Source organism: Clostridium sp. AF20-7, from assembly GCF_003479275.1.
GTDB lineage: Bacteria > Bacillota > Clostridia > Lachnospirales > Lachnospiraceae > Otoolea > Otoolea fessa.
In genome coordinates this window covers 73508-88373 of the sequence record NZ_QUGF01000004.1, presented here as the reverse complement: position 1 = coordinate 88373, position 14866 = coordinate 73508, and the positions used below count along the sequence as shown (strand labels likewise).

Genomic DNA, 14866 nt, shown 5'->3' with positions numbered 1-14866 from the left:
TTTGTATTTTTTATATCTTGGAAAAAGAAAAAAATTCCTGTATACTATAAAGATATGAATTAGAACCGCAGATGAAAATTAGCTGTGAGTTGAAAAATCATTTGCAGTTGGTGATTATAGTGCGGTAAAAGCCACTGAGAGAAGGAGCTATATAGTTATCAATGAAAAAAGGTGAGATTTACGAAGGAACTGTAGAACGGATTGAGTTTCCAAATAAGGGCGTAGTTGTGATAGATGGAGAGAAAGCGATCGTCAAAAATGCGCTTCCGGGACAGAAGATCCGGTTCCGTATCAATAAAAAGCGCGGCGGCCGATGCGAGGGTATGCTTTTGGAGGTTGTCGAGCACTCAAAGTTAGAGACGGCAGAGGATATATGCCCGCATTTTGGTATCTGCGGCGGATGTCTTTATCAGCCGATTCCGTATGAGAAACAGCTTGCGATCAAGGAAAAACAGGTTCGTTCCCTTCTGGATGCGGTATGTCCGGAATATGAGTTTGAGGGCATCTTAGGCAGCCCGCTGGTGCAGGGCTACCGGAATAAGATGGAGTTTTCCTTCGGTGATGAGGTCAAGGATGGTCCTATGTCGCTGGGAATGCACAAGCGCGGCAGTTTTTATGATGTGGTTACAACCGGCGAATGCCATATCGTGCATCCGGATTTTTGCAAGATTCTTGTCTGTACAAAAGAATATTTTGAGGAAAAGAAAGTTGGATTTTATAAAAAAATGCAGCATACCGGCTATCTGCGCCATCTTCTGGTGCGCCGTGCGATCAAGACAGGGGAGATTCTGGTCGATCTGATCACGACGACACAGACGGACACCTTTGAGGGAACCGAGGAAGCACTTTTACGGGGATGGACGGAGCGCCTTCAGGCACTTTCTATGGAGGGAAGCTTTGCGGGCATTCTGCATACCAAAAATGATACATTGGCGGATGCCGTAAAAGATGAGGGGACGGACATTCTGTTCGGACGCGAGCATTTTTACGAAGAGCTTTTAGGGCTGCGGTTCCAGATCTCGCCGTTTTCTTTTTTCCAGACGAACTCATTGGGCGCGGAGGTACTGTACGAGAAAACGCGTGAGTATGTGGGTGAGACGAAGGGAAAAGTCGTATTTGACCTTTACAGCGGCACCGGCACGATCGCGCAGATCCTCGCACCGGTGGCGGAGAAAGTAGTCGGCGTGGAGATTGTCGGGGAAGCAGTCGAGGCAGCCCGTGAGAATGCGGCGCGCAACGGACTTGGCAACTGCGAATTTCTGGCGGGGGATGTCCTCAAGGTGGTGGACGAGCTGGAAGAAAAGCCGGATCTGATCGTTCTGGATCCGCCGCGCGACGGAATCCATCCGAAGGCGATCGGAAAGATTTTGAATTTTGGCGTCAGCCACATGGTTTATGTGTCCTGCAAACCAACCAGCCTTGCGAGGGATCTGGAACCGATCCAGGCGGCAGGATATCAGGTGGATAAGGTGTGCTGCGTGGATATGTTCCCGCATACTGCCAATTGTGAGACAGTGGTTTCATTGACGCGGAAGAAATAAGATCCCAAAATGGATGTGGGAAAAATGGATGAAACAAAAGAGAATGAAATAAAACCAGATACAGCAGATTGCCAGGTACAGGAGACAGCTGTGCAGCGCCGGAAGAGGGAGACTTTACTGCGCGAACAGACGCCGGATGCCCTGTGGGAAGCGATTCTTGCATTTGAAGGGGCAATATTTTACACGGCGAAAGGGCTGGAATATTCGTACACGATCCGGGGAAACGAGATGTTTGTCAGCCGGAAAGAAAAGTCGGTTACGCGTGCAAGCATCCTGGTGGCGTATAAAAAAGCGCAGGAGCTTGGCTGCGTGACCGGACCAAAGCAGCTGGGAGTGTTTGGGGCAAGCTATCTGTATCCGGTGTTCCTGAGGCTGGGGATTATCTGCGCCAGTGCTGGTTGATTTCCGCCCCGAAAAACAGGATGCAGATGCAGGCGTACAGCCACAGCATCAGGATCACGACGGCGGTCAAGCTGCCGTACATATAAGAATAATTACCGAAATAGTTGAAGTAGATGGAAAATCCGTAGGAACATCCGATCCATCCGACGGTGGAAATCAGCGCACCGGGAAGCTGGAGACGGATATCCTGCCGTTCATAGGGCAGCCAGGTGTACAGCGCGACGAAAAAGAGCGTCAGCAGCGCCAGCGCAAGAAACGTCCGGAGACTAATCAGGCAGGAAACGAATCTGTCCAGCATCGGAAAGTAACGGAATAGCAGGCGCTGCAGGGAGGAACCGAACACCATCAGAACCAGGGAGAAAATGCACATCAGGAGAAAAACGATGGTATAGCCAGAGTTGATGATACGTCCTAAAAGGTAATTTCTGCGCTTGCGGCAGCCGATGATCCGGTTTAAGCCGCGCTCGATCCCAAGCATGCCGCGGGCAGCCGACCAGATGGTTGCCACGGTGGTAACCGAGAGCAGGGCGGCCGGGGATACAGTCTGGATGTCCTGGATTACCGATTCAATCAGCGGGTGGATGCTGGAGGGAAGAAGCTGTGTCATCACGTGCATCAGATCCTCCGGGCTGACGGCGGGGATGAGCTGGATCAGCGTCAGCAGAATCATGATAAAAGGTGCGGCGGAGAGAACGATAAAAAAAGAAGCCTGGGCGGCGTACACCGTGACTTCGTCTTTGATGAAATCGTTGTAAATCCGTTTACAGTTCAGGAGAAAAGAAAGCATGGAAAACCTCGCTTGATTTATGTTATTAAGAAAATATCCGTAACTGGCTCATTTCCCTTTGAAAAATGGCTGACGATAGGTGAATGCCATTTCAGTGTTGTTAAAAGTATATTATCATGAGGTCGAAAAAATAGCAACGGATTTGCCTGTCTTGACGAAAACACCGGTTTCCCGTATGATAACAGGATAGAAATGATTCGGGTCTGCAGGGCATAAGGATGGCAGTGATGCGGACAGCAGCAAAAATCAGCCGGCAGCCAATTGGAAAATGGGACATGGGAGGAAACAAAATGATCGCAATCACAGCATGTGCGGCGGCACTGGCAGCCGTGACAGTGGGGCTTTTGCTCCGCTCGGAATATGAAAAAAAACATTTTGTGACCGACCAGTATGAGATAGAGAGTCCGAAGCTGCCGGATGGCGCTGCGTTCCGCTGCGTATTTTTGTCGGATCTGCATGATAATGTGTATGGAACGGACAATGAGCCGCTGGTGGCAGCGATCCGCACATTCAAGCCGGATGCGGTGCTGATCGGCGGCGATATGATGGTCTGTAAGGGAAAAGGTGATTTAACCGTCACGGTATCGCTTCTGGAAAAATTGACCTCCTTTGTGCCGGTTTACTATGCGAACGGAAATCATGAGGAGCGGATGAATCGGGAGCGGGATGTGTACGGAGATTTGTATGATCGGTTCCAGATGGAATTAAAACGTCTGGGGGTTCATTATTTGTCGGATCGGAGCGAGGAGATCAATCCGTGGATCCGGGTGACTGGGTGCAATTTGCGGGAGATATATTATAAGCATCATTTCACGGTGCCGGAACTGCCGATGGAAGAGCTTTCGGAGCGGGTTGGAACTGCGGCAGAGAAGACGTGTTTTCAACAGATGAAAGAATCGTTTTTTCCTGACTTGGCGGAAAAGGAGCGGGAAGCCGGACATGAAATGTATGAGATATTATTATTTCATTCTCCCCTCTTTTTTGAGACCTGCCGGAAATGGGGCGCGGATCTGACGCTTTGCGGACATTTCCACGGCGGAACCATCCGGATCCCGGGGCTGGGAGGCGTGATGACGCCGCAGTACCAGTTTTTCCTGCCATGGTGCGCCGGACGGTTTGATGCGGACGGAAAGACGATGATCGTCAGCCGGGGGCTTGGGACACATTCGATCAATGTGCGGCTGAATGACCGGCCAGAGCTGGTTTGTGTGACGTTGCGGGGAAAACAATAGAGAGATCCTGGTTATTGTACACGGGTAGGCACTTTTGGAACCGAAAGTGCCGTAAGAAAACGTGGTGGCAGCAGGAATAACTCTTCGGCACAGGTGGATGTATACGGAATTTGGTATATGATTGTAGAAAAAGCTGGCTAAAAGAAGGAGTTCGGAAAGAATGGAAATTTCCTATAAATTAGATAATTTTGAAGGACCGTTGGACCTGCTGCTTCATCTGATTGAAAAAAATAAAGTAAGTATCTACGATATTCCGATCGTCCTGATTACGGAGCAGTATCTGGAATATGTTAATCAGATGGATCATGAGGATCTGGATGTGGTCAGCGATTTTCTGGTGATGGCGGCGACGCTTCTGGACATCAAATCGCGGATGCTCCTTCCGAAGGTGGAAAAAGAAGAGGAAGAAGACGAGGAAGATCCGCGCGCCGAGCTGGTGCGCCGGCTGTTGGAATATAAGATGTATAAATATATGGCGCAGGAGCTGGAAGAGCGGGAGCAGGAGGCAGAGCTTCTCTTTTTTAAGGAACCGACGATTCCCCGGGAGGTGGCGAAATATGAAGAACCGCTGGATCTGGACAAGCTTCTGGATGGTCTGACGCTGGCAAAGCTGCAGAAAGTGTTTGACGCGGTCATGAAGCGGAATGCCAATAAGCTTGACCCGGTGCGAAGCCGGTTCAGCACGATCCGCAGAGAACCGATCAGCCTGGAGCAGAAGGTAAAGTCGGTGCTTTCTTATGCGCGGGAACACCGTCATTTTAAATTCAGCGATGTGCTGGAGAGGGAATCCGATCGCCTGGAGATAGTCGTGGCGTTTCTGGCAGTGCTGGAGCTGATGAAGATGGGACGGATTCATCTGGTGCAGGAAAAATTGTTTGATGAGATGCAGCTCGATACGGTGGATGTGGATGAAACGGAAGGCGAGGCAGAGCTGGAACTTTCGACGGAGGAAGGAGAAGAGTATGCCAGAATTAGATGAAAAACGCGAGGAAGCCATCGTGGAATCGGTTCTCTTTACAATGGGAAAATCGGTTGAGCTGCGCCAGCTTGCGGCGGCGCTCGGGACGGATACAGAGCGCGCGGAAGCGGCGGTCAGACGATTACAGAGCCGTTATGAGGCAGAAAAGCGGGGCATGCAGATCACGCAGCTGGAGGACAGTTGGCAGATGGCGACCCGCGCGGAATATTATGAGAATCTGATCCGGGTGGCAGCGACGCCGAAGAAGCAGATTTTAACGGATGTTGTGCTTGAGACACTCTCGATCATTGCTTATAAACAGCCGATCACGAAGCTTGAGATTGAAAAGATCCGCGGGGTTAAATCGGATCACGCGGTCAATAAACTGATTGAGTACAATCTCGTTTACGAGGTAGGGCGTTTGGATGTGCCGGGACGTCCGGCATTGTTTGCGACGACGGAGGAATTTTTGCGCCGGTTTGGAGTCGGATCGACGAAAGAACTGCCGGAACCGGCACCGGGACGAATCGACGAGTTCCGCATGGAGGCGGAGGAAGAGCTGAAGTTTGAGGGGAAACTGCCGGAAGAGGCAGAGAAGGAAATAAAATATTAACGTTTTCTTAACAATATTCATTCAATTCTGACATTAACAGATTCTTAACATCATATTTCTGTATTTTCTTGTAACTTTTTGTAGCCAACGTGGAAAATGAGGTCAACACAAACAAACAAGCAGCTCTTTCAAATCGCTACATAAATGAAAGAAGCCAGCAAAACAAAAGGGGGAATTGTTTATGTTGACACTTGAGCTTGATATGTATCAGGCGTGTGCTCTTGGCGCACTGGTCTACTGTCTGGGAAGATTGCTTGTACAAAAGCTGCCCTTCCTGAGCAAGTATTGTATACCGGCTCCGGTTGCGGGCGGTGTCGTATTTGCATTCGCTCATCTGGCGTTGTATGCAACAGGAGTTCTGGAGCTTTCCTTTGATACAACCTTACAGAGCGTATTTATGACGATCTTCTTCTGCAGCGTCGGTTTTACCGCCTGCTTCCGTCTGTTAAAGAAGGGCGGCGTTCAGGTATTTATGTTCCTGGCGCTGGCAGTTGGTATCTGTATCGTGCAGGATGCAGTCGGCAGCGGTCTGGCAGCAGCGTTTGGTCTGAATCCGCTTCTCGGCTTATGTATGGGTTCTATGCCGTTAGTTGGAGGTCACGGAACGAGTGGTTCCTTCGGACCGCTTCTGGAGCAGGAATACGCAGTTGTAGGCGCAACTACAGTTGCCCTGGCATCCGCTACATACGGTCTGGTATCCGGCAGTATGATGGGTGGTCCTATCGCCCGTGCCCGTGTTGAGAAACACCATCTGAAATCAACCGCAGCCGAGGAAGGCAATGCAGTTGACGAAGTAGCATCGCCGATCGACGGTCAGAAATTCACCACCGCGGCTGTATTCCTTGCAGTTGCAATCGGTGTTGGTACCTTCATTTTCGCGTTCTTTAAGAGCATTGGTCTTACATTCCCGACTTACATCGGTGCGATGCTGGCAGCAGCCGCTATCCGTAACATCTGGGATGTACAGCACAAAGATCTTCCGATGGAAGAAGTTGACGCACTGGGCGGTCTGTCCTTGAACCTGTTCTTAGCGATGGCAATGATGAGCCTGAAGCTGTGGCAGTTAGCAGCTCTGGCGCTTCCGATGATTGTTATCCTGTTAGTTCAGACGGTTGTTATGTTCCTGTATGCAAACTTCCTTGTATTCAACATCATGGGCCGTGATTACGAGGCAGCTGCAATGACCACCGCATTCTGTGGTTTCGGTATGGGCGCAACCCCGAACGCAATGGCAAATATGAGAGCACTGGTAGAGCGCTATGGTCCGGCTCCGCGTGCATTCTTCATCGTACCGTTAGTAGGAAGCTTATTCGTAGACTTCTTTAACTCCATGGTACTGACTACTTTCATGAACCTCTTATAATTTGATGGCTGGTTCAGCAAAGTATCCATTTAAAATATCCCGATATTGAAGTAGCTCCAACCTATTTCCTTCCCGGCGGTTCTGGATTTCCAGGCCGCCGGGATTTTTCGCGTGCAACGAGCGAAAGTCTGTGCCTGCACGAATTAATACTTTCGGAAAACGCGCGCGTGTGGTATTATAGAGAAACTGGAAAGTTGAAAAATATTTTTCGGGGAGGTGCTTTGTGAAAAACAAACTTGCAAGGCAGCCATTACCAGATAAAATGTGACATAAGAAAGGATTTCATACAGATATGAACAGCATGAACATAAAGATCAAATATTTCACAGACGCCATTGACCGCCTCGCCTACATTGACGGCAAATCTGACTGGATCGACCTGCGTGCGGCGCGTGAGGTGGTGCTGAAAAAGGGTGATTTTGCCCTGATTCCGCTTGGCGTGGCGATGGAGCTGCCGAAGGGCTATGAGGCGCATGTAGTTCCGCGCAGCAGTACCTTTAAAAATTTCGGCATCATCCAGACCAATCATATGGGTGTGATCGATGAGAGCTACTGCGGGGACAATGATCAGTGGCATTTTCCGGCATATGCGCTGCGTGATACAGTGATCCATGTCAATGACCGCATCTGCCAGTTCCGCATCATGGAGCATCAGCCGAAGATCGTATTTGAGGAGACGGAGAAGCTTGACAATAAAGATCGCGGCGGGATCGGAAGTACGGGAAAGAATTAATAAAAAGGTTTGGTAAAAAATGAAGCAGATAAAGAGGTTAAAACGAGAAAAAGTAAGTCTTTTTCTGGCGGCAGCGGTGCTTTCACTGGGCATCCTTTCCGGCTGCGGCGGTGAATCGAAGGAAGCGAAAGAGGCGCGTATGACCGGAATCGAGCAGTTAAATGCAGGTAATTATCAGGATGCGATTGATTCGTTTGGAAAAGCGCTGGATGAGAGCGATGGGATCGTCAATTCTTTTGAGCTGGATGTTTTAAAATACCGCGGCGAGGCAGAATACAAACTGGCGGATTATAAGGCGGCAGCGCAGACCTATGGAATTCTGGCGGAGGTAGACGGCGGAAAAGCGGAATACCTCTATTATAAAGCGGCATCGGAGGCAGCAGCCGGACAGGCGGAGGATGCCGAAAAGGATTTTGCGGCAGCGGAGGAAAAGGCGAAGAACAGCAAAAAGAGCAGCGCCGCGGCTCCGGGTGTGAGTCTGGCGTTTACGGCGCTTGCGTCGGCGGCGCGGGATGCCGGGGATAGTGAGCTCGCAGCCCAGTACTGCAATCAGGCGATCGAGCGCGGCGTGTCGGGGCCGGAGATTTATAATCAGCTTGCGATCAGTGAAATGGAGGCTGGCGATTATGAGAGCGCGATGTCCCATTATGAGGAGGCGCTTTCGCTGGCGGACAGTGAGACGGCGCTGGTAATCCGGCAGAATATTGCGGTTCTCTATGAGAAAGAGGGCGATTTTGCGAAGGCGCTGGAACAGTTTAAGGAGTGCCAGGCAGCCGGTGCGGACACACCGGAGGTGCAGAAGGAAATCCGTTTTCTGGAAAGCCGGTAAATATTGGAGGTAATATGGCAGAATTGTTCGATATGAAAGAACTGGAGGAGCGCGTCATTCTGGTGGCGGTCAGCACCTCTGATGAAGATGATACGGAGGCGTCCTTGGATGAGCTGGAGGAGCTGGCGGATACCGCCGGAGCGACGGCGATCGGGCGTCTGGTGCAGAACCGGGAGAAGATTCATCCAGGCACCTATCTGGGCAGTGGAAAGATCGGGGAACTGCGGGAGATGGTCTGGGAAATGGGCGCAACCGGCGTGATCTGCGACGATGAACTGTCCCCGGCACAGCTTCGCAATCTGGAATCGGCGCTGGATACGAAGGTAATGGACCGGACGATGGTCATTCTCGATATTTTCGCGGCGCATGCGACGACGAGCGAGGGAAAAATCCAGGTTGAGCTGGCACAGCTGCGTTACCGCGCAGCGCGCCTGGTCGGTCTGCGCAGTTCCCTGTCCCGTCTGGGCGGCGGTATCGGTACGAGAGGACCGGGTGAAAAGAAGCTGGAGATGGACCGCCGTCTGATTCATGAGCGGATCGGGCAGCTAAAGTCGGAACTGGAAGATGTCAAACGCCACCGCGAGGTGACGAGAAAACAGCGCGACCGGAAATATACGCTGTCGGCGGCGATCGTCGGCTACACGAATGCCGGTAAGTCAACGCTTTTAAACACCCTGACGGGTGCAGGAATCCTGGCACAGGATAAACTGTTTGCGACGCTGGATCCGACGACGCGTGGATTAAAGCTGGCGAGCGGACAGGAGATCCTGCTGACAGATACGGTCGGATTCATCCGCAAACTGCCGCACCATCTGATCGAGGCGTTCAAGAGTACGCTGGAGGAGGCACGTTATAGCGATATTGTCCTCCATGTGGTCGATGCGTCGAATCCGCAGATGGACACGCAGATGTATGTCGTATATGATACGTTGCGTCAGCTGGAGATCGGCGATAAGACGGTGGTAACAGTCTTTAACAAGATGGATCAGGTGGAGCAGCCGGAGACGCTGAAAGATCTGCATTCTGATTATCAGGTGCAGATTTCCGCGAAGACGGGCGCGGGGCTGGATGAGCTGAAGGATATTCTGGAAATGATTCTGCGAAACCGCAAGATTTATCTGGAAAAGGTATTTTCCTACCAGGAGGCTGGACGCATCCAGACGATCCGCAAATACGGTCAGCTTTTAAAAGAAGAGTACCGGGAAGATGGCATTTACGTGGAGGCGTATGTGCCGACGGAGCTCTACGCAGGGCTGATGCGCTAACAGGCAGATGATAGGTTACTGTGTTACGGTTCACGCATACGTGCCCAGTAACGGAATTTGCCGTGGCTTCGCATTTCAATACGGCAAATTCCTGCTGCCACCACGTTTTCTTACGGCACTTTTGAAACTGCCGGGAATTGACTTTTTATTTTAAATTTGTTAGAATGTAGCATATTTATGGCTGTACAGAATGCTGGAAGGCAGATGCGTACAGATCCATACGGTAAAGAGGTGTGCGGGGAAAAACCGTATGCCTCTTCTTCATGTTTTGGCGGATGCTAAGAAGTTGTTAAGATGAAGAGAAAAGAGATGACAGGGCGCAGGCTGTTTGTGTCGGATAGAATGACCGCACAAGTTTTCAGACATCTGGGATAAAGGAGTTAGAAGATACAGAATGGAACAGAAGGGACAAAACAGACAGGAACAGATTCTCGTCGGAATTGACGTTGGCTCAACGACGACGAAGGTGGCAGTGATGGAGGCGGCAACGGGGAAAGTCCTGTTTTCGGACTATACACGCCATCACTCGGATCAGCTTCAGAGTGTGTCGAGAGCTGTAAAATTGGTGAAAGAGACGCTTGCGGGGCGGTCATTTCTGACGGCGATGACCGGTTCGGGCGCAAAGCACCTCTCGGAAGAGCTGGGGATCCCTTATGTACAGGAGGTAGTGGCGAACTCGATCGCCTTGAAAGCCATGTACGGGGAAATCGGAACGGCGATCGAGCTGGGTGGACAGGATGCGAAGATTATCTTTTTCCAGAGGGATAAACGGACGGGCGAGCTGCAGGTCGCAGATATGCGGATGAACGGCAGCTGTGCTGGCGGTACAGGTGCGTTTGTGGATGAGATTGCTTCTCTTCTTAAGACACCGGTTGAGGAATTTGACGCGCTGGCGGCACAGGGAACAACCGTATATGATATATCCGGACGGTGCGGCGTGTACGCCAAGACCGACATCCAGCCTCTTTTAAATCAGGGGGTGAAAAAATCAGATTTGGCGCTTTCCTCCTTCCATGCGATTGCCAAACAGACGATCGGCGGTCTGGCACAGGGACTTTCGATCGAGAAGCCGGTTGTCTTTGAGGGCGGTCCGCTGACCTTTAACCGGACGCTGGTGCGCGTGTTTGCTGAACGTCTGGACCTTCGGCCGGAGGAAATTTTAAGTCCGGACCGGCCGGAACTTCTGATTGCCTGCGGTGCGGCGCGTGCGGCAGTGAAGCTTTTTTCGAAGGAAGAGGCGCTCGCCACGGCAGACGGACTGTTAGATCGGATCGAGAAGGTGCGTGCGGCGCGCGAGGAAGCAAAGAAACAAAGTGAAGCCGGAAATGGCGATGAGATGGCGGAGGGCACGTTCCGTTCCCGTCCATTTTTTGCCGATCAGGCGGCGCAGACGGAATTTCAGGAGAGACACAGACGTCCGGAACGAAAAACAGTATATCCGCAGTCAGGCAGTACGCTGCGGGCATATCTGGGTATTGATTCGGGCAGTACGACGACAAAATTTGTCCTGTTAGATGAGAATGAGGAACTTCTGGATTCCTTTTATGCGCCGAATCAAGGCGATCCGCTGACGGTGGCAAAGAAAGCATTGATTGCGATGCGGGAAAAGTATGCGTCCCACGGCGTGCGGCTGGAGATTTTGGCAGCCGGGACGACCGGTTATGGAGAAATGCTGTTTTCACGTGCATTTTCGGCCGAGACACACGCGGTTGAGACGGTGGCACATGCACGTGCGGCGGCAAAATACACGCCGGATGCGACGTTTCTTCTGGACATCGGTGGTCAGGATATGAAGGCAATCTGGCTGGACAATGGCGTTATCACAAATATTGTCGTGAATGAAGCCTGCTCATCCGGCTGTGGGTCTTTTTTGGAAAATTTTGCATCCTCCCTGCATATTCCGGCGCGGGAGATTGCTGAAAAGGCATTTTCTTCGCAGCATCCGGCTGCGCTCGGAAGCCGCTGTACCGTCTTTATGACGAGCAGTATCGTGACGGAGCAGAGAAATGGAAAGCTGCCGGAGGACATCATGGCGGGGCTGTGCCGTTCGATCATTGAAAATGTATTTACAAAGGTTATCCGTGTGTCGAACCTGGATTCTCTGGGAAAGAGGATTGTCGTACAGGGCGGAACGTTTGAAAATGATGCGGTTCTCTGTGCGCTGGAACAGTATGTCGGCCGCCCGGTGATCCGGGCGCCGTATCCGGGCATTATGGGGGCGATCGGTGCGGCGCTTTTAGCGAAGGAAGAGGCAAGGAGCCGGAAACAGCCGCATTTTACCAGTTTGGATCAAATGGAGTCCCTGACCTGGCAGCAGGAGGCGAATGTGCCGTGTCCGTTCTGTATGAACCATTGTCAGCGTGCGGTGGTGCGGTTTTCGAATGGAACCTCATGGATCACGAACAACCGTTGTGAGCGGGGCGAGATTCTTGGCGATCCGAAGGATGTGAAGGTGCGCGAGCGACTGAAAATAGCGTCAGAAACCCGGAATAAAGTGCCAAATCTCTATAAATTGCGGGAAGAACTCCTGTTTGCAGATTATCTGGATCAAGCGGAAGAGGGGGATGCATCGTCTGCAAAAAGTCATTCAGAGCGGGCAGCCGCTAAGACTGGTCTTGTGCCGAATGCTGTGTCTGATACTGTGCGGCGAAATATAACCATCGGTCTGCCGCGCGTCCTTGCTTTCTGGGATACGATGCCGTTCTGGACGACGTTCTGGCGTTTTTTGGGCTTTGAGATTCAGATTTCATCCCCGAGCACGCACAAGATGTTTGAGGAAGGCTTAAGCGCGGTAACTTCAGATACCGTCTGCTTTCCGGCAAAACTGGTGCACGGGCATATCCGCGATCTGGTAAAGAAGAAAGTGGATCGTATTTTTATGCCGTCGATTGCGGCGATCGGATCGGAAAATACGGAATCAACGAGCGAGTCCATGTGTGCAGTCGTGAAGGGATATCCGCTTGTGATCCGCAACTCGGATTCTCCGGAGAAACAGTGGGGCATTCCGTTTGATGCACCGTTATTTTACTGGTACAGGGAGGAAGATAAAGAACGTCAGCTTATTACATATATGGAACAGACATTTTCCATCCAGCCGTCGGAAACGAAAAAGGCGGTTCTTGCAGGAAATGATGCGATGCGGCAGTTTGGGAGCCGCCTGAAAGAGGCGGGAGCGAAGGTTCTGGAAGAGGTGGAAAAAGAGGGGCGCTATGCGGTGGTGCTGGCGTCAAGACCGTATCAGAATGATGCGCTTGTCAACCACAGCCTGCCGGAGCTTTTGACCGAGTTTGGCGTTCCGGTTCTGACGGCAGATTCTGTTCCGGGCATTGAAAATGTGGATTTAAGCCACAGCCGTCTGGATGTCGTAAACAATTACCACGCGCGGATACTGGCGTCCGCGGTTCTGGCGGCACAGAGCCAGAATCTGGAATATGTCCAGTTTGTAAGCTTTGGATGCGGGCATGATGCATATTTGTCGGATGAGATCCAGCGTATGATGCGGGGAATCTCCGGAAAATCACCGCTGATCCTGAAACTTGACGAGAGCGAGGTACAGGGACCGCTGCGGATCAGGGTGCGTTCCTTCCTGGAGACGATCAACATGCGGCGGAAGAAGCGGGAGATGGCGGAGAGGCTGCAAAACCAGCCTGGAACAAGCCGACAGGAGAATGCGGGCGGCGGAAATGAATGCGGGACGGCTGCGCTGGGACCAGACATTCAAAAATCCTGGCAGGTTCACGAACTTTCGGATCCATATCCGGTTAAATTTGAGGTGGAAGACCGCAAGAAGCGCACGGTTCTGGTCCCGAACACCTCCCACGCGTTCTGCCGGATTATGTCGGCGGCGTTGAAGACACAGGGAATCCGGGCAGTTCCGCTGGCGGTCGGCAGGGAAGAGGCGATCCGCCTCGGAAAGCAGTATGTCCACAACGATATCTGTTTCCCGGCGCAGATTGTCATCGGCGAGGCGCTGGCAGCACTTCGGAGTGGTCAGTATGTGCCATCTGAGACGGCGATCGGTATGGGAAAATACATCGGTGACTGCCGCCTGACCCATTACAGTGCGCTGCTTCGCAAGGCGCTTGACGACGCCGGCTACCCGGAGGTGGCGATTCTGACGAACGATGACGTCGATTATCATGATCTGCATCCGGGCTTCCGGATGAACCTTGTGTCGGCGATCCGTCTGGCGGGAGCGCTTCCGATGATCGATATTCTGGAAGAGCTGCTTCGCAAGATCCGCCCGTATGAGAAAGTTTCCGGAAGCAGTGATCAGGCATTTGGCGAGGCGATGGATTTCGTCGTGGATGGTCTGGAGCAGCATGGGCTTTCAGGCGCTCTGCGAGGCTTTAAAAAGGCGATCCAGCGGATGAATGCGATCGAATATGACCGGAGCCAGCCGCGCCCGCGCGTCCTGATCATCGGCGAGTATCTCCTCAATTTCCATCCGGGCGCGAATCATGAGATTGAGCGCTACCTGGAGAAAAATGGATTTGAGATTATTGAGGCGCGGATGACGGATGTTATCCGGAAAACGTATTTCTGCCAGGATGAGCAGATTCGGACGTATCATCTGAAAAAGCCGTTTGTCAAGAAAAACTGGTACCATGTGGCGAACCGGGTATTTGACGCTGCGCACGCGGCAGCGGATCGGATAGCGAAACAGCATCCGCTCTATACGCCTGTCTGCCGCCTGCCGGAACTGGTAAAGGAAAGTGACCCGATCATCCCGCACACCTTTGATGCGGGCGAGGGCGTGCTGATTCCGGGCGAGATCCTGCACCATGCGGCGCATGGCTGCCGGGCATTTGTGATTTTACAGCCATTTGGCTGTCTGCCAAACCATGTGGTAGGACGCGGCATCGTAAAAAAAATGCGGGAAATGTACCCGGACGCCCAGATCCTGCCGCTTGACTACGATCCGGATGTGAGCTTTGCCAATCTGGAAAACCGCCTGCAGATGCTGATTATGAATGTGAAAGAAAGAAGCGTGGACACGGTTGCCCTGCCGGACGTGGGGCAGAGAAGCCCCGTGGAGACTATGAATAGAAAACAGAAAAACGCCGATAATAAAAAGCAGAAAGTTTCCTGATTTCGGGTTAGACAAAAATAGAAATCACATAAGCCCACGCGGCGGAAAGGG

11 protein-coding genes are annotated in these 14866 nt (G+C 51.8%); 10 read left to right on the top strand and 1 reads right to left on the bottom strand.

Going from position 1 to position 14866, the window contains the following annotated elements; genetic code table 11:
* Window positions 1–161: 161 nt before the first annotated feature.
* Window positions 162–1541, top strand: coding sequence for a 23S rRNA (uracil(1939)-C(5))-methyltransferase RlmD (rlmD, locus tag DWX68_RS04905; RefSeq protein WP_118628754.1), 1380 nt, complete (start codon window positions 162–164; stop codon window positions 1539–1541).
* Window positions 1542–1565: 24 nt separating this feature from the next.
* Complete coding sequence (locus tag DWX68_RS04900; RefSeq protein ID WP_107001672.1) at window positions 1566–1943, top strand: hypothetical protein; 378 nt, start codon at window positions 1566–1568, stop codon at window positions 1941–1943.
* Here the strand turns inward: DWX68_RS04900 and DWX68_RS04895 are convergent.
* On the bottom strand, window positions 1921–2730 hold the full coding sequence (locus DWX68_RS04895; protein WP_118628753.1) for a YihY/virulence factor BrkB family protein: 810 nt from the start codon (window positions 2728–2730) through the stop codon (window positions 1921–1923). The genes DWX68_RS04900 and DWX68_RS04895 overlap by 23 nt on opposite strands.
* A gap of 290 nt (window positions 2731–3020) precedes the next feature.
* Here DWX68_RS04895 and DWX68_RS04890 point away from each other — a divergent pair, with 290 nt between their 5' ends.
* The 8 genes from DWX68_RS04890 (at window position 3021) to DWX68_RS04855 (ending at window position 14815) form a co-directional block, all read left to right on the top strand.
* Window positions 3021–3962 carry a metallophosphoesterase gene (locus DWX68_RS04890; RefSeq protein WP_107001671.1) on the top strand — a complete coding sequence of 314 codons (942 nt, stop codon included), beginning with the start codon at window positions 3021–3023 and terminating at the stop codon, window positions 3960–3962.
* A 160-nt stretch (window positions 3963–4122) separates the two neighbouring features.
* A complete protein-coding gene (locus DWX68_RS04885) occupies window positions 4123–4941 on the top strand; it encodes a segregation/condensation protein A (RefSeq protein WP_118628752.1) in 819 nt (272 codons plus the stop codon).
* Entirely contained in the window at window positions 4925–5533 is a 609-nt protein-coding gene (gene scpB / locus DWX68_RS04880) for an SMC-Scp complex subunit ScpB (protein ID WP_243027554.1), read from the top strand. The genes DWX68_RS04885 and scpB overlap by 17 nt, the downstream gene beginning before the upstream one ends.
* A gap of 181 nt (window positions 5534–5714) precedes the next feature.
* Complete coding sequence (gene gltS / locus DWX68_RS04875; RefSeq protein WP_107001574.1) at window positions 5715–6896, top strand: sodium/glutamate symporter; 1182 nt, start codon at window positions 5715–5717, stop codon at window positions 6894–6896.
* Between the two features lie 301 nt (window positions 6897–7197).
* Window positions 7198–7629, top strand: a complete 432-nt coding sequence (locus DWX68_RS04870) for a dUTP diphosphatase (RefSeq protein WP_117795742.1) — start codon at window positions 7198–7200, stop codon at window positions 7627–7629.
* A gap of 19 nt (window positions 7630–7648) precedes the next feature.
* Window positions 7649–8458 (top strand): tetratricopeptide repeat protein, encoded by an 810-nt coding sequence (locus tag DWX68_RS04865; RefSeq protein WP_118467434.1) that lies wholly within the window; start codon window positions 7649–7651, stop codon window positions 8456–8458.
* A 14-nt stretch (window positions 8459–8472) separates the two neighbouring features.
* Complete coding sequence (gene hflX, locus DWX68_RS04860; protein WP_118472464.1) at window positions 8473–9723, top strand: GTPase HflX; 1251 nt, start codon at window positions 8473–8475, stop codon at window positions 9721–9723.
* Between the two features lie 394 nt (window positions 9724–10117).
* Window positions 10118–14815, top strand: a complete 4698-nt coding sequence (locus tag DWX68_RS04855; protein WP_118628750.1) for an acyl-CoA dehydratase activase — start codon at window positions 10118–10120, stop codon at window positions 14813–14815.
* Window positions 14816–14866: the final 51 nt, after the last annotated feature.